This window comes from Variovorax sp. W2I14 (assembly GCF_050435205.1).
In the GTDB taxonomy this organism is placed as follows: domain Bacteria; phylum Pseudomonadota; class Gammaproteobacteria; order Burkholderiales; family Burkholderiaceae_C; genus Variovorax; species Variovorax paradoxus_C.
Map to the genome: position 1 here is coordinate 7,285,958 of NZ_JBNDJX010000001.1, position 19,730 is coordinate 7,305,687.

The 19,730-nt window shown below is 67.0% G+C and carries 19 protein-coding genes; 17 read left to right on the plus strand and 2 right to left on the minus strand.

The features are described 5' to 3' along the window. Positions 1-66: 66 nt before the first annotated feature. Positions 67-831: a FadR/GntR family transcriptional regulator gene (locus QF040_RS33845; RefSeq protein WP_429614543.1), complete on the minus strand. Its 765-nt coding sequence runs from the start codon at positions 829-831 to the stop codon at positions 67-69. A gap of 260 nt (positions 832-1,091) precedes the next feature. Between QF040_RS33845 and QF040_RS33850 the strand changes: the two genes are divergently transcribed. From QF040_RS33850 to QF040_RS33895, 10 genes are all read left to right on the plus strand, one after another. Next, positions 1,092-2,297, plus strand: a complete 1,206-nt coding sequence (locus tag QF040_RS33850) for an ABC transporter substrate-binding protein (protein WP_013540194.1) — start codon at positions 1,092-1,094, stop codon at positions 2,295-2,297. Between the two features lie 141 nt (positions 2,298-2,438). Continuing rightward, complete coding sequence (locus QF040_RS33855; RefSeq protein WP_307509327.1) at positions 2,439-3,299, plus strand: branched-chain amino acid ABC transporter permease; 861 nt, start codon at positions 2,439-2,441, stop codon at positions 3,297-3,299. Between the two features lie 7 nt (positions 3,300-3,306). Continuing rightward, on the plus strand, positions 3,307-4,266 hold the full coding sequence (locus QF040_RS33860) for a branched-chain amino acid ABC transporter permease (RefSeq protein ID WP_307643209.1): 960 nt from the start codon (positions 3,307-3,309) through the stop codon (positions 4,264-4,266). Then, positions 4,263-5,033 carry an ABC transporter ATP-binding protein gene (locus QF040_RS33865; protein WP_307684820.1) on the plus strand — a complete coding sequence of 257 codons (771 nt, stop codon included), beginning with the start codon at positions 4,263-4,265 and terminating at the stop codon, positions 5,031-5,033. The genes QF040_RS33860 and QF040_RS33865 overlap by 4 nt, the downstream gene beginning before the upstream one ends. Continuing rightward, positions 5,030-5,743 carry an ABC transporter ATP-binding protein gene (locus tag QF040_RS33870; protein WP_307643207.1) on the plus strand — a complete coding sequence of 238 codons (714 nt, stop codon included), beginning with the start codon at positions 5,030-5,032 and terminating at the stop codon, positions 5,741-5,743. The genes QF040_RS33865 and QF040_RS33870 overlap by 4 nt, the downstream gene beginning before the upstream one ends. Positions 5,744-5,895: 152 nt before the next feature. Then, complete coding sequence (locus QF040_RS33875) at positions 5,896-7,176, plus strand: Zn-dependent hydrolase (RefSeq protein WP_429614544.1); 1,281 nt, start codon at positions 5,896-5,898, stop codon at positions 7,174-7,176. Continuing rightward, positions 7,173-8,309, plus strand: coding sequence for an ABC transporter substrate-binding protein (locus QF040_RS33880; RefSeq protein WP_429614545.1), 1,137 nt, complete (start codon positions 7,173-7,175; stop codon positions 8,307-8,309). The genes QF040_RS33875 and QF040_RS33880 overlap by 4 nt, the downstream gene beginning before the upstream one ends. Continuing rightward, positions 8,306-9,778 (plus strand): M81 family metallopeptidase, encoded by a 1,473-nt coding sequence (locus tag QF040_RS33885; protein WP_429614546.1) that lies wholly within the window; start codon positions 8,306-8,308, stop codon positions 9,776-9,778. Before QF040_RS33880 ends, QF040_RS33885 begins: the two co-directional genes overlap by 4 nt. A gap of 57 nt (positions 9,779-9,835) precedes the next feature. Next, a complete protein-coding gene (locus QF040_RS33890) occupies positions 9,836-10,207 on the plus strand; it encodes a DUF2845 domain-containing protein (RefSeq protein WP_307599252.1) in 372 nt (123 codons plus the stop codon). Between the two features lie 96 nt (positions 10,208-10,303). After that, positions 10,304-10,681 (plus strand): nuclear transport factor 2 family protein, encoded by a 378-nt coding sequence (locus QF040_RS33895; protein ID WP_429614547.1) that lies wholly within the window; start codon positions 10,304-10,306, stop codon positions 10,679-10,681. 22 nt (positions 10,682-10,703) lie between these two features. On the opposite strand, the gene QF040_RS33900 is transcribed toward QF040_RS33895, so the two are convergent. Then, positions 10,704-11,840, minus strand: a complete 1,137-nt coding sequence (locus QF040_RS33900; RefSeq protein ID WP_307684825.1) for a helix-turn-helix domain-containing protein — start codon at positions 11,838-11,840, stop codon at positions 10,704-10,706. 179 nt (positions 11,841-12,019) lie between these two features. Here QF040_RS33900 and QF040_RS33905 point away from each other — a divergent pair, with 179 nt between their 5' ends. Genes QF040_RS33905 through QF040_RS33935 form a run of 7 tightly spaced genes read left to right on the plus strand, consistent with a single transcriptional unit; the run spans position 12,020 to position 19,712 of the window. Continuing rightward, a complete protein-coding gene (locus tag QF040_RS33905) occupies positions 12,020-12,517 on the plus strand; it encodes a (2Fe-2S)-binding protein (RefSeq protein WP_013540204.1) in 498 nt (165 codons plus the stop codon). Between the two features lie 13 nt (positions 12,518-12,530). Further along, positions 12,531-14,969 (plus strand): xanthine dehydrogenase family protein molybdopterin-binding subunit, encoded by a 2,439-nt coding sequence (locus QF040_RS33910; protein WP_306877814.1) that lies wholly within the window; start codon positions 12,531-12,533, stop codon positions 14,967-14,969. 27 nt (positions 14,970-14,996) lie between these two features. Then, a complete protein-coding gene (locus QF040_RS33915; RefSeq protein WP_429614548.1) occupies positions 14,997-15,788 on the plus strand; it encodes an FAD binding domain-containing protein in 792 nt (263 codons plus the stop codon). A 58-nt stretch (positions 15,789-15,846) separates the two neighbouring features. Next, positions 15,847-16,749, plus strand: a complete 903-nt coding sequence (locus QF040_RS33920; protein WP_429614549.1) for an AAA family ATPase — start codon at positions 15,847-15,849, stop codon at positions 16,747-16,749. Between the two features lie 28 nt (positions 16,750-16,777). After that, on the plus strand, positions 16,778-17,992 hold the full coding sequence (locus tag QF040_RS33925; RefSeq protein ID WP_429614550.1) for a vWA domain-containing protein: 1,215 nt from the start codon (positions 16,778-16,780) through the stop codon (positions 17,990-17,992). Positions 17,993-18,021: 29 nt separating this feature from the next. Then, the gene (locus QF040_RS33930; RefSeq protein ID WP_429614551.1) at positions 18,022-18,684 is read left to right on the plus strand and encodes a CoxG family protein; all 663 of its coding nucleotides are present in this window, start codon (positions 18,022-18,024) and stop codon (positions 18,682-18,684) included. Positions 18,685-18,698: 14 nt separating this feature from the next. Continuing rightward, on the plus strand, positions 18,699-19,712 hold the full coding sequence (locus QF040_RS33935) for an XdhC family protein (RefSeq protein ID WP_429614552.1): 1,014 nt from the start codon (positions 18,699-18,701) through the stop codon (positions 19,710-19,712). The last annotated feature ends 18 nt before the right edge of the window (positions 19,713-19,730 follow it).

Sequence of the window (19,730 nt, forward strand, 5' to 3'; positions counted from 1 at the left end):
CCCTCACCCTAACCCTCTCTCCGAGGGGAGAGCGGACAAGGCCACCGGCCCCCTCGACTCAGCCGGTCACCGCTGCCCGCTCGGCAGCAGCAAGTGCTTGGCCCCGATGTGCGCCTCCATCTCGTGCATGTGCACCTCCGCATCGACCATGTGCTCGGCCATCAGCCGACGCACTTCCTCCGCATCCTCCTTGCGATAGGCCGCGAGCAACTGCGTGTGGTAATCGACGTTGGCTTCGCCGAAGTGGTGATGGTCCAGCGCCTTCTTGTAGACCACGAGGTCGCGCAGCAGGTCGTTGAGGAAGCGGCACATGAAGGACAGCACCGGGTTGGGGCAGGCCTCGGCCAGCATGGTGTGGAACGCCAGTTCGGCCTCCCGCTGCATGCGCAGGTCGTCTTCGTTGGTCGGCTCGATGGTGCAGAGGCGCACGTTGTCTTCGAGCCGTTCGAACTGCTCGGGCGTGAGCCGGCCGACCACGCTCACGGCCAGTTCGGGCTCGAGGACCTTGCGCAACTGGTAGATGTGATGCCCGTCCAGGTGATGGAAGTGCAGGAAGTTGCGCAGCGGCTCGGACGCGTGATCGACCGACACCTGCTGCAGGTACGCCCCACCGCCCGGGCCGGTGCGGATCGAGATAAGGCCGCGCACTTCCAGCGCCTTCAATGCCTCGCGCACCGTGCTCTTCGAATAGCCGAAGAGCTCGATCAGTTCCTTCTCGTTCGGCAGGCGGTCGCCGGGCTGCTTGCGCTCGGCAACGATCCATCGCTTGACGTCTTCGACGATGACGTCCGAGAGCTTTTGCCGCTTCGGGCGGTTCTCTCCCACTTTCATTGAAACGCTCCATGCGCCAGCAACGGCGCCCTGGGGTTCATTTCACGATCGGATGGAGACGAATTCATGCGGTCAGAGCGGTGGAAAAAGTAGATGGCAGCCTGTATGCAGGTATTGGACCGTGGAACGTGCGCCGGATTTTGGCACGGTGATTGCTAGCGGGTTTTTACCAACATATTAATCCTATTTATCCGCTTAAATTCGCCGGCATTCGCAGGCACCCGTTTCACTTACTTCACACCACGACCGGAGAAACTTCCATGCAACGCAGACACCTTCTTCAGCTGGCCGCCCTGTCGGCCGCCCCGGCTTCGCTCCTGGCGAGCCGCTCGGTCTTCGCGCAATCGGCGGAAGCCATCCGCTTTGGCTGCCCGGTCCCGATGTCGGGCGCCTTCGCGGCCAACGGCAAGTTCGCCGACCTGGGCATGAAGCTGGCGATCGAACAGTACGGCAGCGTCCTGAAGCGCCCGCTGGCCTACACGGTGCTCGACACCGAGGGCAAGCCCGCCACCGCCGTGCGCAAGGTGCAGGAAGCCTCGCAGCAGCAGGGCGCCAAGTTCTTCGCGGGCGGCATCCTGTCGTCCGAAGCGCTCGCCATGGGCAAGGAGGCCGAGAAGGCCGGCGGCCTCTTCATCACCACCGCGGGTGCCGACGAAATCACCGGCAAGGACTGCAACCCCGCCACGTTCCGCTGGTCGGTGCCGACCTTCGGCGCCATCGAGCAGACGGTGCGCCCGCTGATCGCCTCGATGCCGAAGGCCAAGCGCTGGTACACCATCACGCCGCAGTACGTGTTCGGCGACGGCCTCTTGAGCGCGGCCAAGAACATCTTCCAGGAGAAGGGCATCGAGCACGTGGGCAACAGCTACCACTCGCTCAACGAGAAGGAGTTCAGCGGCTACCTCACCAACGCGATGGCCGCCAAGCCCGATGTGCTGCTGCTGCTGAACTTCGGCGCGCAATCGTCGGCCGCGCTGCGCCAGGCGGTGAGTTTCGGCATGCACAAGAACATGACGATCCTCATGGCCTGGGCTTCGGGCCTCGAGCAGTTCGATGAACTCGGTGCGGACCTGTGCGACGGCGTCTACTTCGGCGCGCAGTACTGGCACACGGCCGACACCACGCTCAACAAGGACCTGGTCAAGCGCACCGCCGACAAGCTCAAGATCGTGCCCAACTACAGCCTCGCGGGCTCGTACATCTGCACCAAGATCCTGATCGACGGCATCGTGAAAGCCGGCACGGTCGACCAGAAGGCCGTGATCGCCGCGCTCGAAGGCATGAAGTACGACGGCCTCACGGGCACCGAGGAAATCCGCAAGGCCGATCACCAGGTCATCAAGGACTACTACCTGCTCAAGGGCAAGGCGAAGTCGAAGATGAAGGATGCGGCCGACTACGTGGACGTGGTGAGCTCCGGCAAGTCGTTCCTTCCCATCGACAAGACCGGCTGCAAGCTGGCCTGAGTTCAAGTGCGTCCTTCGCTGTCAGCGCAACGCCCACCAGCCGTTCGGGCTGAGCTTGTCGAAGCCTTTCACGCTGCGCCCAGCCCTTCGACAGGCTCAGGGCGAACGGTGTGCGGAATGCGCGCAATTCACTGAATCTCCATGACCGTCTATCTCCTCCAGACCATCAACGGAATCGGCATCGGCATGCTGTATTTCCTGCTGGCCGTTGGCTTGTCCATCGTGTTCGGCCTGCTGCGATTCGTGAATTTCGCGCACGGCGCCTTCTATCTGCTGGGCGCCTACCTGTGCTTCCAGGTGATGCAGTGGGGCCTCAACTTCTGGGCCGCGCTGGTGCTGGTGCCGCTGTTCGTCGGCGCGCTCGGCTGGCTCGCTGAAAAGCTGCTGCTGCGCCGGGTGTACGCCAAGCCGCACGAGTTCCACATCCTCGTGACCGTGGGCCTGGCGCTCGCGGTGCAGGAGATCGTCATCGTGTTCTGGGGGCCACTCGGCAACAGCGTGGCGACGCCCGACCTGCTGCAGGGCGTGGTGATGTGGGGCGACTTCGTCTATCCCAAGTACCGGCTCTTCGTGATCGGCTTCACCGCCGTGCTCGCGGTGCTCCTGTGGTGGGTGCTCGAAGGCACGCGCCTGGGCAGTGCGGTGCGCGCGGGCAGTGAATCGACCGAGATGGTTTCGCTGCTCGGCATCAACGTGTTCCGCGTGTTCAGCCTGGTGTTCGCACTGGGTGCGGCCACGGCGGCGCTCGCCGGCGTGCTGGCCGCGCCGATCCGCGGCGCCGAACCTTTCATGGGCGTCGAGGCGCTCGGCGTCGCCTTCGTGGTGGTGGTGATCGGCGGGCTCGGCAGCTTCGGCGGCGCGCTCGTCGGCGGCGTGCTGATCGGCATCGTGCAGAGCCTCATGAGCACCATCTGGCCGCCGGGGGCGAGCCTGATGATCTACATCGCGATGGGGGCAGTGCTGCTGCTGCGCCCGCATGGCCTGCTCGGCCGCAGAGGGTGAACAACGTATGCCAAGAAAAATCACTTTCCTGCTGGCGCTGATCGTCACGCTCGCGCTGCCGCTGTTCATGCGCTCGGGTTCGCTCGCGAGCGAGGTGCTGATCTATGCGCTTGCCGCATTGGGCTGCAACCTGCTGCTGGGCTACACGGGGCTCTTGTCGTTCGGGCAGGGCATCTTCTTCGGCCTCGGCAGCTACACCATTGCGATCCTGCTCACGCGGCTGCAATTGCCGATGCCGCTCGCGCTGCTCGCCGCCATCGCCATGGGCGCGCTGGGTGCGGCGGTGGTCGGCTGGGTCGCCATCCGCCAGCGCGGCACCTACTTCGTGATGCTCACGCTGGCCTTTGCGCAGATGTTCTATTTCGTGGCGTACACGGCTTCGGGCCTCACGGGCGGCGACAACGGCCTGCTCGACGTGCCGCGCCCCGCGTTCATGGACACGCCCTGGAAGTACTACGCCTTCGTCGCGGTGATGTTCCTCATCGCGTTCGCACTGCTGCTGCGCGTGACCGATTCGATCTTCGGCCGCACGCTGCTCGCGATCCGCGACAACGAGGACCGCGCCGCCGCGGTGGGCTACAACCTCAAGCGCTTCAAGCTGCTGGCCTTCGTGATCTCGGGCGCCGTCACGGGCCTCGCGGGCGGGCTGCACGCGATGATGACCGGCATCGCGCCGCTGTCGAACGCCGAGTACCACACGAGCGAGATGATCCTGGTCATCACTGTGATCGGCGGCACCGGCAACCTCTTTGCCTCGGTGCTGGGCTCGGCCTTCTATGTGCTGCTGGCCGACTGGCTCTCCACGCTGTGGCCGCGATGGCTGCTGCTGCTGGGGCTCTTGCTGATCGGCGTGAGCATCGGCATGCAGCGCGGCCTCTGGGGCCTGGGCGAGAGCGTGTGGCGGCGCGTGTTCCGCAAGACGCCTTCCGCCCCGGCCGCCACTGAAGCGCAGGGAGAAAAAGCATGACGCAACCCGTTCTCATCGAAGCCATCGGCGTCACCAAGCACTACGGCAAGTTCGCCGCGCTCGGCGGCGTGGACCTGAAGATCAAGCCGAACACGGTGCACTCGGTGATCGGCCCGAACGGCGCGGGCAAGACCACGCTGTTCCACATGCTCACCGGCACCGGCACCACCACGGGCGGGCGCATCCTGTTCGACGGCCACGACGTGACGCACGAGCCCGACCACAAGCGCGTGCAGCGCGGCATGGCGCGCTCGTTCCAGGTCACGAGCCTGTTCCCCAGCCTCTCGGTGCGCGAGAACCTGCGCGTCGCGGCGCAGGGCATCGCACCGCGCCAGGCCATGAACTGCTGGCGTGCGCCGGTCGGCGACCGCGCCTGCACCGAGACGGTGGCCGAAGTGCTCGCGCGCGTCGGCCTCGAACGGCTGGCCGACACGCCCGCGAGCGTGCTCTCGCACGGCCAGCAGCGCCGGCTCGAAGTGGGCATGGCGCTTGCTGCGAAGCCCAAGGCGATCTTTCTCGACGAACCGACCTCGGGCATGGGCATCGACGACCTCGACGAGATGAAGCACCTCATCCGCAGCCTGCGCGATGCGCACACGGTGGTGCTGATCGAACACAACATGAACATCGTGATGGACATCTCCGACACCGTGACCGTGATGCAACTGGGCCGCGTGCTGGCCGAAGGGCTGCCGGGCGACATCCGTTCCGATGCGCGCGTGCGCTCGGCCTACCTCGGCAACATGATCACCGGGGGCAAGGCATGAGCGCCGCCAACATCCTCGAAGTCGAAGGCCTGCACGCGCACTACGGCAAGAGCCACGTGCTGCAGGGCGTGTCGATGACGGTGGGCGAAGCTGAACTCGTCACGCTGCTGGGCCGCAACGGCGCGGGCAAGTCGACCACGCTCAAGAGCATTGCCGGTGCGGTCACGCCGACGAAGGGCCGCGTGCGCTTCCAGGGCGCGGACATCGCCGGACTGCCGCCGCATCGCATCGCCACGCGCGGCGTGTGCCTCGTGCCCGAGCACCGCGGCATCTTCAAGCTGCTCACGGTCGAGGAGAACCTGCTGCTCGGCCAGCGGCGCGATTCGCCCTGGCAGCTGGACGACATCTACCGCATCTTCCCGCGCCTGAAGGAGCGTCGCCGCAACGGCGGCGGGCAGCTCTCGGGCGGCGAGCAGCAGATGCTGGCCATCGGCCGCGCGCTGATGAACCACCCGCGCCTCCTGATCCTGGACGAGCCCGTCGAAGGCCTCGCGCCGGTGATCGTGGAGGAAATCGTCGCGCAGCTGAAAACCATCAAGGCCGCGGGCGTCGCCATCCTGCTGGTCGAGCAGAACCTGGAGGTGTGCGTGCAGCTCGCGGACCGCCACTACATCGTGGAGCAGGGCGTGATCGTTCATGAAGCCGGCAACGCCGCCTTCATGGCCGACCACGACGTGAAAGACCGCTACCTCGGCGTCGGCCTTGCGTGATGGGCAGTCGCGTTTGCCGGCTATCCGTTCACGCTGAGCTTGTCGAAGCGCCGCGCAAGGCTTCGACAGGCTCAGCCCGAACGGCTCTTGTCTTGCTGACCAATCACAAATTCGCATGAGCGTTTCGCCCCTCAGATTTTTTTCGCAAAGCCATGAACACCACCACTGAACTTTCTTCCGCACCCGATGTGCGCGCCCTCCGCATCGACGGCCAGCGCCTCTGGGACTCGCTGATGCAACTCGCCCAGGTCGGTGCCACCGAGAAGGGCGGCGTGTGCCGCCTCGCGCTGACCGACCTCGACCGCCAAGGCCGCGACCTCTTCACGCGCTGGGCGCGCGAGGCGGGTTGCGAAGTGCGCGTGGACGCCATCGGCAACATCTTTGCGCGCCGTGCCGGCCGCAACAACGCACTGCCGCCCGTCACCACCGGCAGCCACATCGACACACAACCGACCGGCGGCAAGTTCGACGGCAACTACGGCGTGCTCGCGGGGCTGGAAGTGATCCGCGCGCTCAACGATGCGAAGGTCGTCACCGAAGCACCGCTCGAAGTGGCGGTGTGGACCAATGAAGAAGGCTCTCGCTTTGTTCCGGTGATGATGGGCTCGGGCGTGTTCGTCGATGCTTTCACGCTGGAACACGCGCTCGCGCAGCGCGACACCGAAGGCGTGAGTGTGGCGGAGGCACTCGATGCGATCGGCTACGCGGGCACGGTGCCCGCCTCGGCGTCGGCATCGCCCGTGGGCGCGTATTTCGAGGCGCACATCGAACAAGGCCCGGTGCTCGAAGCCAACGCGCGCGTGATCGGCGTGGTCGAGGGCGCGCTCGGCCAGCGCTGGTACGACGTGGTGGTGCAGGGCATGGAGGCGCACGCCGGCCCCACGCCGATGGAGCTGCGCAAGGATGCGCTGCTGGTCGCCGCCGAACTCGTGATCGAGGTGAACCGCATCGCACTCGCGCACGCACCGCATGCGCGCGGCACGGTCGGCTGGATCGACAACTACCCGAATTCGCGCAACGTGATTCCGGGGCGCGTCAAGCTCAGCGTGGACCTGCGCGCGGCGGACGACGTGGTGCTGTCGGCCATGGACGCGGCGCTGAAGGAAGCCGTGCAGCGCCTCGCCGCCGCCGGCAAGGTCGAGGCGACGGTTGCGCAGGTCGTGTACTTCCCGCCTCAGCCTTTCACGCCCAAGCTCGTGTCTGCCGTGCGCGACGCCGCGGAGGCACAGGGCCTCAGCTGGATGAACGTGATCAGCGGCGCTGGCCACGACGCCGTGTACCTCGCCCGCGTGTGCCCCACGGCGATGATCTTCGTGCCCTGCCTCGATGGCATCAGCCACAACGAGATCGAAGACGCCGAGCCTGCTCACCTCGAAGCCGGCTGCAACGTGCTGCTGCAAGCGATGCTGCAGAGCGCCGGAGTCGTCGCATGAAGGCGGCGCTTCGCCGCATCGGCCTTCACTGTTTCATGGCGATGGGCATGGTCGCGGCATCGACGGCCGCCCTGGCGGCCGGAGAGCCGATCCTGGTCGGCCAGTCCGCGGTGCTCACCGGCCCGTTCACGCCGAACAGCCTCGCGTTCATGGAAGGCCAGACGCTGTTCTTCGACCAGTTGAACAAGGCGGGCGGCATCGGCGGGCGGCCCGTCAAGATGATCACCTACGACGACGCCTACATCCCCGAGAAGGCGGCAGCCAACGCCGAGAAGCTGCTCGCTACCGATCGCGTGGTCTGCCTGTTCGGAACCATGGGCACCGGCATCGGTGCGGCCATGGTGCCGGTGGCGGCGAAGTACGACAGCTTCATCTTCGGCGGGCTGACCGGTGCTGCCGTGCTGCGCGGGCCGAAGGTGCCGATCTACCACGTGCGGGAGTCGTATGCCGACGAGGTCGCACGCGTGATGAACCACCTGACGACCGTGGGCCTGACCCGCATCGCGATCGTCTCCAGCGACGATGCGTACGGCAAGGGCATCGAGAAGGATGCATTGGCCGCGCTCGAGAAAAGCAAGCAGCCGGCGCTGCTGTCGCTGCGCTTCGATCCGAAGGAAAAAGACCATCCCGCCATCGCGCAGCAGGTGATTGCGAGCGGGGCGCAGGCGGTGTACGTCATCGCGGCCGGCACGCCGGCCATCAACATCATCCGCTCGCTGGTCGCCGCGCCCATCCATCCGCAGATCTACACGAACTCGGTGGCGAGCTCGTTCCTTCTGTACAAGGAACTGGGCGACAAGAGCCGCGGCATCGTGCTGTCGCAGGTGATGCCGCCGTTCTGGAAAACGCGCTTTCCCATCGTCGACGAATACCAGCGCGCACGAAAGGCCGCGGGCAGCGAAGGCGAGGGCTCCTACCTGGGGCTGGAGGGCTACGTCACGGCCAAGGCCTTTGCGGAATCGCTGCAGCGCGTGAAAGGGCCGATCTCCACCGAGTCACTGCGCCGCACCATCGAGAACTCGCCGGCCATGAACCTGAATGGCTTCCAGGTCGCATTCCGTCCCGACAACCGCAACGGCTCCAGCTTCGGCGACATCACGATGCTGGGAAGCGCCGGAAAGTTTGCCCAATGAAAGTCCTCATCGCACGTCTCAACCACGAGACCAACACCTTCTCGCCGGTGCCCACGCCGCTCGCGGCGTTCGGGCCCGACGGTCCGACCTTCGGCGACGCGGCCTACAGGGACAACAAGGGCATGCGCACCGCGATGTCGGCCTTCATCGAACTGGCCGAGCGGGCGGGTGCGACGCTGGTCACGCCGGTGTCGGCCTCGGCCAATCCGAGCGGGCCGGTCGACGCCGGCGCCTACACCACGCTCACGCAATGCATCGTCGATGCGGCGCCGGGCTGCGATGCCATCCTGCTCGACCTGCACGGCGCGATGGTGGCCGAGAACAGCGTCGATGGCGAGGGCGACCTGCTGGTGCGGCTGCGCGCCGCGGCGCCGGGCGTGCCCATCGGCGTGGCGCTCGACCTGCATGCCAACGTGACGCCCGCGATGGTCGGCAATGCGGACGTGATCGTCGGCTTCAAGACCTACCCGCACATCGACATGTACGAGACCGGCGAGCATGCGGGGCGCCTGCTGTTCGACCTGCTCGAAGGCCGCAGCAAGCCCGCGCTGCGCTGGCATCCGCTGCCGCTGATGGCGCACACGCTGCGCAGCGCCTCGTTCACCGGCGCGATGCAGCGGGCCATCGAAGCGGCGCGGGAAGCCGAGAATTCGGAATCGCTCGCGGTCTCGATCTTCGCGGGCTTCTCGCTGTCGGACATCGAGGCGCCCTGCATGAGCGTGGTGGTGGTCGATGCCACGTCGCCCGAACGCGCACAGGCCACGGCCGACCGCATCGCCGCGCAGATGTGGGCAGAGCGCGAAGCCTTCATCTACCGCAGCGAGCCGCTGGCCGAATCGGTCGCGCGCGCCAAGCTGATCGCAGAGAGCGCCACGCGCCCCGTGCTGCTGCTCGACCACGGCGACAACTGCATGTCGGGCGGAAGCTGCGACACGATGGACGTGCTGCAGGAAGCGCTCGCGCAAGGGCTGCATGGCATCGGCGTCGGGCCGCTGTGCGACCCCGAGGCGGTGGCGGAGCTGATCGCGGCGGGCGAGGGCGCCGAGGTGACGGTCGCGCTCGGCAACAAGGTGTCGCTCGAAGGCATCGGCCTTCAGAAGACGCCCGTGCGATTGACCGGCACCGTGCGCACCATCGGCAATGGCGAGTACGTGATCAGCGGCCCGACCTACACCGGCCAGCGCAGCAGCATGGGCCGCACGGTGCTGTTCGACATAGGCGCGGCGCGCATCGTGGTGACCGAGCGCACGCAGGAGCCGTGGGACATCGGCGTTTTCGAATGCGCGGGGCTCGATCCGCGCAATGAACGCTTTCTTCTTCTCAAGTCGCGCATGTACTGCCGGCCGGTGTTCGAGCCGCTCTCCGCGGCGCTGGTGGAGTGCGACAGTCCCGGTGTCACCAGTTCGGATTACAGCCTGTTCCCGTTCAGCAAGGTACGTCGGCCGGTCTTTCCGCTCGACGCGATTTAGGGCGATTTCAAAGGGGAAATCTCACTACCATCGCTTCCCTGAAAAAAGGAAATTCATGTGAAGCGATCCCTCCTGATTCCCGCCGCATGGCTGGCCCTCGCGTCCGTCGTGCCGGCTGAGGCGCAGACCCTGAACTGCAACCGCGACTTCGCGCAGAGGGGCGACTCCAAGTTCACCATCCTGCAGAAGTGCGGCGAGCCGGTGTTCAAGGAAAACTTCTGCGCCAGGCCCGACGGCAACAAGCCCGAGGTGATCGTGAATCCGCCGTCGTCGGCCTCGCCCGGCGGCCAGACCGTGATCGTCAACAACAACCGCTGCGACCAGGCCGAGGAGTGGACCTATCGCCCCGGCTCGGGACAGTTCGAGACGATGCTGCTGTTCCGCGACGGCGCGCTCGCGAGCATCCGCTACGGCAGCCGCATTCCATGACCTCCCACGTCATCGACGCCTGACGCGTGCGACGCGACCATTCATTCACCCCGCGATGTTGCGGGTCGAACGAACCCTCGAAAAGGAATGGTCATCATGAACACCGCCGCACACGACGCCACCACGATTGCCCAACGCTACATCGCCGTCTGGAACGAAGCCGACGCTGGACGCCGCGCCGCGCTGATCGAGGCCGGCTGGACCGCCGATGCGCACTACGTCGACCCCATTGCCCAGGCCAGCGGCCGCGAGCAGATCAGCGCGCTGGTCGGCGCGGTGCATCAGCGCTACCCGGGCTTTCGCTTCAACCTGCTGGGCAAGGCCGAGGCGCACGGCGACAACCTGCGCTTCTCGTGGACGCTCGGCCCGAGCGGGGCTGAAGACTTGATTCAGGGCACCGACTTCGCGCAGATCGATGCGGGGAAGCTGCGGTCGGTGACCGGTTTTCTCGATAAGGTGCCGGTCGGGGCCTGAGCGAAAGCCGGACGCCGGGCGTTCAGTCCGGCGCGCCGGCCGGCCGGCCGCGCCAGAGCTTGCGATACACCGTCGCGCGGCTGATGCCCAGCGCGCGCGCAGCCTCCGCCACATTGCCGCGCGCATCGGCCACTGCCTTGCGGATCAATGCGGTTTCCACATCGCGCAGCCTTGGCCGCGCATCGGGCACCGTCCCGCCCGCGCCGCTGCCGCCGCGCTGGGGCCGCACCTGCACCCGCAGGCCCGACCACAGCGGCACCTCGAGCGCCGCGTCGCCGCGCCGGGCGGCATCGAACATCATGTGCAGCGGGAGCGCGAACAGGTCGTTGAAATGCAGGGCGTGCTGGCCGCGTGCCAGGGGCTGGTGCAGCATCTGCCGCGCGGCGGCATTGGCGCCGGTGACGTTGCCGCTGGCGTCGATGCAGACCAGGCCCTCGGTGGCTTCGTTGCCCGGATGGCCGGGCCAGGCCAGGTGCAGCAGCAGCTCGCACGGGTCCTGCATGACCAGCATGTTCTCGATGCTGCGCGCCGAGAGGGTGGCCAGGTGCCGCAGTTCGGGCCGCTCCACCGTCTGGACCCCGCTCAGGTCGAGCATGCCGATGCAGTCGCCCCGGGGCCCGAAGAGCGGTGCGCCGGCGCAGCTGTAGACGCTGGTGTCGTCGAAAAAGTGCTCGCCGCGGTGCAGCCACACCGATTCCTGCTCGGCCAGCGCGGTGCTGATGGCCGAAGTGCCGATCGCGCATTCCGAAAGATCGACCCCGATCCGGCCGATGTCCCGCGCATAGCGGCTGGCGGTGTCGGTGCCGTCGGGCAGCGCGCCCACGTCGATCACGATGCCGTCGGCGTCGGTCAGGATCGCGAAATAGCGGGTGTCGGCAATGGCGCGGGAGAGGCGTTCGATCACCGGACGGGCTGCCGTGACCAGCGCCCGGTTGCGCTCGGTCGCTTCGCGGCTGGCCGACCGGCTCACCGGATCGAAGCTCACCCGGTGCTGCGGGCGGCGTCCGGCCTCGATGCAGCGCTGCCATGAACGGGTGATCCAGGGATCGATGCGCACCGTGCTCCGGGCGTGCGGCGCATCGCCGTGGAGCAGCTCGCGCCGGGCTTGGGCAATGGCCAGGGAGCGCTCGGGGGGAGGCGAAACGATCGTGGTATTCATCGTGTGGGTTCGCGGGGGTGGCCCCGCTTTTCCTGGCTCACCGGGAGGCAAGCTGTTTCATTTTGAGAATTTCGCGGGCACTGCGCAAGTGACGAGGGTTTTGCCTAGGATAGTGCGAAAGGTGGGCATCCAAGATGCCTTTCGCTGAACCAGCCATCACCTTTCACGGAGACAGCCACATGCAGGTAGCTTTCAAGGTCAACGGCCGCGCAGTCACGGTCGACGCACCGCCAAACACCTTCCTTGTGCACGCGATCCGCGAGCACCTTCACCTCACCGGAACCCACGTCGGCTGCGACACCGCCCAGTGCGGCGCCTGCACGGTCCACGTCAACGGCCGGGCCATCAAGTCTTGCAACGTGCTGGTCGCCCAGGCGGCCGGCGCCGACATCACCACCATCGAGGGCATCGCCGAAGCCGACGGCACCATGCACCCCATGCAGGCGGCCTTCAAGGAATGCCATGGCCTGCAGTGCGGTTTCTGCACCCCCGGCATGGTCATGAGCGCCATCGACCTGTGCACCCACCACCCCAAGTCGAGCGAATCGGAAATTCGCGAGTTGCTCGACGGCAACCTGTGCCGCTGCACGGGCTACCAGAACATCGTGAAGGCCGTGAAGATGGGTGGCGAGGCGATGGCCTCGGGCACTCCGGTCAAGACCACCGCCACGGCGTGAAGGGAGCAACATCATGGGTGCTTCCGACTTCTCGAACCTGCCCCATATCGGTGAGGCCCTGCGGCGCAAGGAAGACTATCGCTTCCTGACCGGCGCAGGCAACTACACCGACGACATCACGCTGGCCAACCAGAGCCATGCGGTCTTCGTGCGCTCGCCGCACGCCCACGCGGTCATCAAGTCGATCGACATCGCCGAGGCCTCGAAGATGCCCGGCGTGGTCGGCATCTTCAGCGGCAAGGACATCGAGGGAAAGATGGGCGGGCTGCCCTGCGGCTGGCTCATCAACAACCCCGACGGCACCCCGATGAAGGAGCCGATGCACCCGATCCTCGCGATCAAGAAGGTGCGCTACGTGGGCGACCATGTGGCCATGGTGGTGGCCGAGACGGTCGAACAGGCCAAGAACGCGGCCGAAGCCGTGGTGGTCGATTACGAGGTGCTGCCCGCGCTGGTGAGCGTGGCCGACGCAGCGAAGAAGACCGGCAGCACCACGCTGCACGACGAAGCGCCCGACAACCAGTGCTACAAGTGGGTGCTCGGCGACAAGGCGGCGGTCGACAACGTGTTCACCACCGCCGCGCACATCACCAAGCTCGACCTCGTCAACAACCGGCTCATTCCGAATCCGATCGAGCCGCGCGTGGCCATCGGCAGCTACAGCCGCGGCACCGACGACTACACGCTCTATGTGTCGAACCAGAATCCGCACGTCGAACGCCTCCTGATGACGGCCTTCGTGCTGGGCCTGCCAGAGCACAAGGTGCGCGTGATCGCGCCCGATGTGGGCGGTGGCTTCGGCTCCAAGATCTTCCTGTACGCCGAAGACGTGTGCCTCACCTGGGCGGCCAAGCAGCTCAACCGCAACATCAAGTGGACGGCGGAGCGTTCGGAGTGCTTCCTGTCCGATGCGCACGGCCGCGACCATGTGAGCCACGCCGAGATGGCGATGGACAAGGACGGCAAGTTCCTGGCCATGCGCGTGCACACCGACGCCAACCTCGGCGCGTACCTCTCGACCTTCTCGACCGCGGTACCGACCATCCTCTACGCGACGCTGCTCGCGGGCCAGTACACGACGCCGCAGATCTACGTCGAGGTCGATGCGTGGTTCACCAACACCGCGCCGGTCGATGCCTACCGCGGCGCGGGGCGGCCCGAGGCCACCTACCTGCTGGAGCGACTGGTGTCGCGCTGCGCCTGGGAAATGAACCTGGGCCAGGACGAGATCCGCAAGCGCAACTTCATCACCAGCTTCCCGTACCAGACGCCGGTGGCGCTGCAGTACGACACCGGCGACTTCCATGCGTGCATGGACAAGGCACGGGTGCTGGCAGACGTCGAAGGCTATGCACAGCGCAAGTCGGCGACCGAGGCCAAGGGCAAGCTGCGCGGCATCGGCTACTCCAGCTACATCGAGGCCTGCGGCATCGCACCGTCGAACATCGCAGGCGCGCTCGGTGCGCGGGCCGGCTTGTTCGAATGCGGCGAGATCCGCGTGCATCCGACCGGCAGCGTGACGGTGTTCACCGGCTCGCACAGCCACGGCCAGGGCCACGAGACCACCTTCGCGCAGGTCGTTGCGGCGCGGCTGGGCATTCCGGTCGAGAACGTCGACGTGGTGCACGGCGACACCGGCCGCGTGCCCTTCGGCATGGGCACCTACGGTTCGCGCTCCATCTCGGTGGGCGGCGCGGCCATCATGAAGGCGCTCGACAAGATCGAGACCAAGGCCAAGAAGATCGCCGCGCACCTGATGGAGGCGAGCGATGCCGACATCGAGTTCGCCAACGGCGAATTCACCGTCAAGGGCACCGACAAGAAGATCCCCTTCGGGCAGGTGGCGCTCACGGCCTACGTGCCGCACAACTACCCACTCGACAAGCTCGAACCCGGCCTGAACGAAACCGCCTTCTACGACCCGACCAACTTCACCTTCCCGGGCGGCACCTACATCTGCGAGGTCGAGATCGACAAGCAGACCGGCGAAGTGAAGGTCGACCGCTTCACCGCGGTGGATGACTTCGGCACCATCATCAATCCGATGATCGTGGAGGGCCAGGTGCACGGCGGGCTGGTGCAGGGCATCGGCCAGGCGCTGCTGGAAAACTGCGTCTACGACAACGAAACCGGCCAGCTCCTCACCGGCAGCTTCATGGACTACGCCATGCCGCGCGCCGGCGACTTTCCGCAGTTCAAGCTCGACACCGTGTGCACCCCGTGCACGCACAACCCGCTGGGCACCAAGGGCTGCGGCGAGGCGGGGGCCATCGGCTCGCCGCCGGCCGTGATCAACGCGGTGCTCGATGCGCTGGCGCCGCTCGGCGTCAAGGATTTCGACATGCCTGCATCTTCCAGCCGCGTCTGGGAAGCCATGCAGAAGGGCGGCACGCCGCAGGACGCGCAAGCGCCCTCGCTCGCCGCCAGCACCCAAGGCCGTCCCGCTCCCTGAACAACAACACAGAAGGAATCACACCCCATGTACGCCTTCACACTCGAACGGCCAGCCACCGTGGCCGATGCGGCCAAACTCATTGCCGCGGGCGCCAAGCCGCTCGCCGGCGGCCAGACGCTCCTTGCCTCCATGAAGCTCAGGCTCTCCGCGCCCGAGCAGCTGGTGGATCTGGGCGGCATCAAGGAACTCACCGGCATCAAGAAAGATGGCGGCACCATCACCATCGGTGCGATGTCGCGTCACCTCGACGTGGCGAACAACGCCGACGTGAAAGCCGCCTACCCGGCGCTGGCCGACCTGGCCTCGCGCATCGGCGACCGGCAGGTTCGCGCGATGGGCACCATCGGCGGCTCGGTGGCCAACAACGACCCGGCGGCGTGCTATCCGAGCGCGGTGCTGGGCTCCGGCGCCACGGTCATCACCTCGAAGCGCGAGATCGCGGCGGACGATTTCTTCCAGGGCCTGTTCACCACGGCGCTGGAAGAAGACGAGCTGATCACCGCAATCCGCTTCCCTGTCCCGAAGCGCGCCGTGTACGAGAAGCTGCGCCAGAAGGCCTCGCACTTCCCGCTCGTCGGCATCTTTCTCGCGCAGTACGACAGCGGCGTGCGCGTGGCCATCACCGGCGCGGGCAACGGCGTGTTCCGCCATGCGGGGCTCGAGGATGCGCTCAACAAGAGCTTCACCGCGGCAGCCGCTGCGGCCGTGAAGATCGATGCGAGCGGTCTCAACAGCGACCTGCACGCTTCGGCTGCTTATCGCGCGAACCTGATCAGCGTGCTCACGCAACGCGCCGTCACCAAGGCGCTCGGCTGAAGCAGCAAGCCGATCACCGGAAGGCGCGACGCGCTCGCGTCTTCCGCTACCCTTTGCCATGATCTTCCCGACCATCGACTCCCTCTCCGAAGGCTTGATGCAGGCCGGCTATTTCGCCGACCGCCGCCTGGCGACCGCCGTGTTCCTCGCGCTCAAGCTGCAGCGTCCGCTGCTGCTCGAGGGCGAGCCCGGCGTCGGCAAGACCGAGCTGGCCAAGGCGCTGTCGAAGGCATTGAGCCGCGAGCTGCTGCGTCTGCAGTGCTACGACGGGCTGGAGCAGCGCGAGGCGCTCTACGAATGGAACTACGCGGCGCAGCTGCTGCACATGCGTGCGGCCGAGGCCACCGGTGCGGCGCGTGACGTGGAAGCCGAGGTCTACCAGCCGCACTACCTGATCCGCCGCCCGCTGCTGCAGGCGTTGCAGACGCCGGCGCCCGGTGCCGTGCTGCTGATCGACGAAGTGGACCGCGCCGACGAGCCGTTCGAGGCCTTCCTGCTCGAGTACCTGGGCGAATACCAGGTGAGCATTCCCGAACTCGGCACGGTGCGCGCGGTGGTGCCGCCGGTCACCATCCTCACGAGCAACCGCACGCGCGAGCTCAACGATGCGGTGAAGCGGCGCTGTCTCTATCACTGGCTTGACTACCCCGAGCGCGAGCGCGAACTGGCGATCGTGCGGGCCCAGGTGCCCGAGGCCGGCGAGAAGCTTTCGGCGCAGGTCGCCGCTTTCGTCGCACGGTTGCGCGATGCGCCGTTCATCAACGCCTTCCAGCGCGCGCCCGGCATCGCCGAGAGCGTCGAATGGGCGAGGGCGCTGATTGCGCTCGATACCGTCGAGCTCGATCCCGAGGTGGTGGTCGACACCGCCGGCATCCTGTTCAAGCAGCGCGACGACGTGGCGGCGCTCACGCGCGAGCTGGCGTCCGATCTGCTGCAACCCGAGGAGCCGGTCGCGCGCTGAGCGCGGCCGCAGACCGAGGCCGTTGCGCATGGCCGGCATCCAGCAACTCGGCGACGTCCGCAGCGGCAAGCTCGCCGGCAACATCACCGCCTTCGGCCGCGCGTTGCGCCGCGCAGGCGTGCGCACCGATGCGATGCGCATCGCGCTCGCCGCCGAAGCGGTTACTTTGGTCGGCGTGGAAGACAAGCTCGATCTGAGCGCCGCGATGGAAGCCGTGATGGTCAGCCGCGAGCAGGACCGCATGGTGTTCCGCGAGCTCTTCGATGCCTGGTTCCGCGATCCCGAGTTGGCGAACAAGCTGCTTGCCCAGATGCTGCCGAGCGCCGAGGGAAAGGCCGAACCCTCCAAACGCCGGCCGCGCGTGCGCGAAGCGCTGACGGCGCCGCGCGATCCCGCGAAGCCGGCCGTGGCCGCCAAGCCCGACAAGGAAATCGAGTTCGATGCCGCCATGACATCGAGCGACCGCCAGCGTCTGCAGCATGCGGACTTCAACGCGCTCGGCGCCTCCGAATACCGTTTGGTCGAACGGCTCGCGCGCGACGTGACGCTGCCGATTCCCTCGTTGCCTTCGCGGCGTTTGCGCGCGGCGGGCGATGCCGGCCGGCAGCATGCGCGAATGCACTGGCCCGGCGTGCTGCACGAGGCCGCGCGCACCGGCGGCGAGATCCTGCGCCTGCCGCGACTGTCTCGGCGCGAGCAACCCCTGCCGCTGCTGGTGCTGGTCGATGTGTCGGGCTCGATGGAGCGCTACGCGCGCCTGCTGCTCGCGTTTCTGCATGCTTCCACGCGAAGGGCCGGGCGGCGCGACGTGTTCGCCTTCGGCACCCGGTTGACCGACCTGACGCCTGCGTTCCGACTCGCCGATACCGATGCGATGCTTGGCGCGGCCAGCCTCGCCATCGACGATTTCGCGGGCGGCACGCGGCTGGGCAGTTCGCTGGCCGAGCTCCGGCGTGCGCATGCGCGTCGCCTCACCGGCCGCCGCACGCTCGTGCTGGTGATCAGCGACGGTCTGGACACCGGCGAGCCCGCCGTGCTGGAGAATGAATTGCTGTGGCTCAAGCGCCATTCGCGCCGGCTGCTGTGGCTCAACCCGCTGCTGCGCTTCGAGGGCTACGCCCCTCTGGCGCGTGGGGCCACCGTGCTGCACCGCCACGCGGACGCGATGCTCGCGGTTCACAATCTCAGTGCCCTCGAACAACTCGCCGCCAGCCTTGCCGCGCTGATGCGGTCCGGTCGCTAGACCCTCAAATAAAACAAGGAAGACCCACCATGGAAATGCTCGGAAACCGCCGCCTCGGCGTCACGCAACAACAGGCCTGGGAAGCGCTCAACGACCCGGAGACGCTCAAGAAGTGCATTCCCGGCTGCGACAAGTTCGAGCTCACCGGCGACAACCAGTACAGCGTGGGGCTCGCACTGAAGATCGGTCCCGTGTCGGCCAAGTTCAGCGGCAAGGTGGTGCTGTCGGACATCGTGGCGCCCGATGGCTACAAGCTCACCTTCGAAGGGCAGGGCGGCGTGGCGGGGTTTGCGAAGGGTTCTTCTAGCGTGACGCTCAAGCCGGTGGCCAGTGCAGCCGAGGCGCCTGTCGCCGCAGATGCCGCCCCCGCTGACGGCGTTCCCGCCGAGGCCGCCCTGGCGCCTGCCGGCTGCGAACTCGACTACACCGTGCAGGCGCAGGTCGGCGGCAAGATCGCCCAACTGGGCCAGCGCCTGATCGACGGCGCCGCCAAGTCGACCGCCGACGATTTCTTCAAGCGCTTCGAGGCCGAAATGCAAAGCCGCTACGGCCCGCCGCCTGCCGTCGCCACGGACACGGCCGACGCGCCCGCCGAGAAGGCGGGCGTGATGTCCGGCCTCATGAAGAAGATGGGGCTCGGCAAGAAGGACGACAAGGACGCTCCCGCCGCGCCAGGCGATACGACGAACTGAAGACGAACGCGCCCATGGAAAACCTCGACGTCATGGTGCTTCGCACGCTGCGCGACTGGCGGCAGGCCGGCAAGCGCGCGCTGCTGACCACGGTGGTGCGCACCTGGGGCTCGTCGCCCCGGCCGGTCGGCTCGATCATGGCGCTGGCGGACGATGGCGCGGTGGTCGGTTCGGTCTCGGGCGGCTGCATCGAGGACGACCTGATCGCGCGCTACAGCCGCGCGCACGGCAACGGCGAGAGCGTGCCCTTGGGCACGCCGCCCGCACTGGTGAAGTACGGCATCACCGCCGACGAGGCGCACCGCTTCGGCCTGCCCTGCGGCGGCACGCTGGAGCTGCTGCTCGAATACGACCCCGATGCCGCCGCGCTCGACACGCTCGTGGCCCAACTCGAAAAAGGCCGGCTCATGCAGCGCACCGTGACGCTCGCGACCGGCGCGGTGAAGCTCACCGAAGCCACCGCACCCGACGAGCTCAAGGTCGACGACACCGAGCTCACCAACACCTTCGGCCCCGAGTACCGCATGCTGCTCATCGGCGCCGGCCAGCTCGCCGAGTACCTCGCGACGATGGCCAAGTTCAGCGGCTTCGCGGTCACGTTGTGCGACCCGCGTGCCGAGTACCGCACCGCGTGGTCGCTGCCGGGCGTGACGATCACGACCGAGATGCCCGACGACGCGGTGCTGGCCTTCAGGCCAGACCGCCGCAGCTGCGTGGTCGCGCTCACGCACGATCCGAAGCTCGACGACCTTGCGCTGCTCGAGGCCTTGCAGAGCGATGCGTTCTACGTGGGCGCCATCGGCTCGCGACGCAATGCCGAGGCGCGGCGCGACCGCATGATCGAGCACTTCGACCAGACCGACAAGTCGCTCGCGCGCCTGCGCGGCCCGATCGGCATCTACATCGGCAGCAAGACGCCGCCGGAGATCGCGGTGAGCGTGATGGCCGAGATCCTTGCGGTGAAGAACACGGTGCCGCTGCCGCGAGAGATGGAAGTGGCACGCGCCAAGGAACGCTTGGCCGCTTGAGACGGCGTTGGCCGCAGG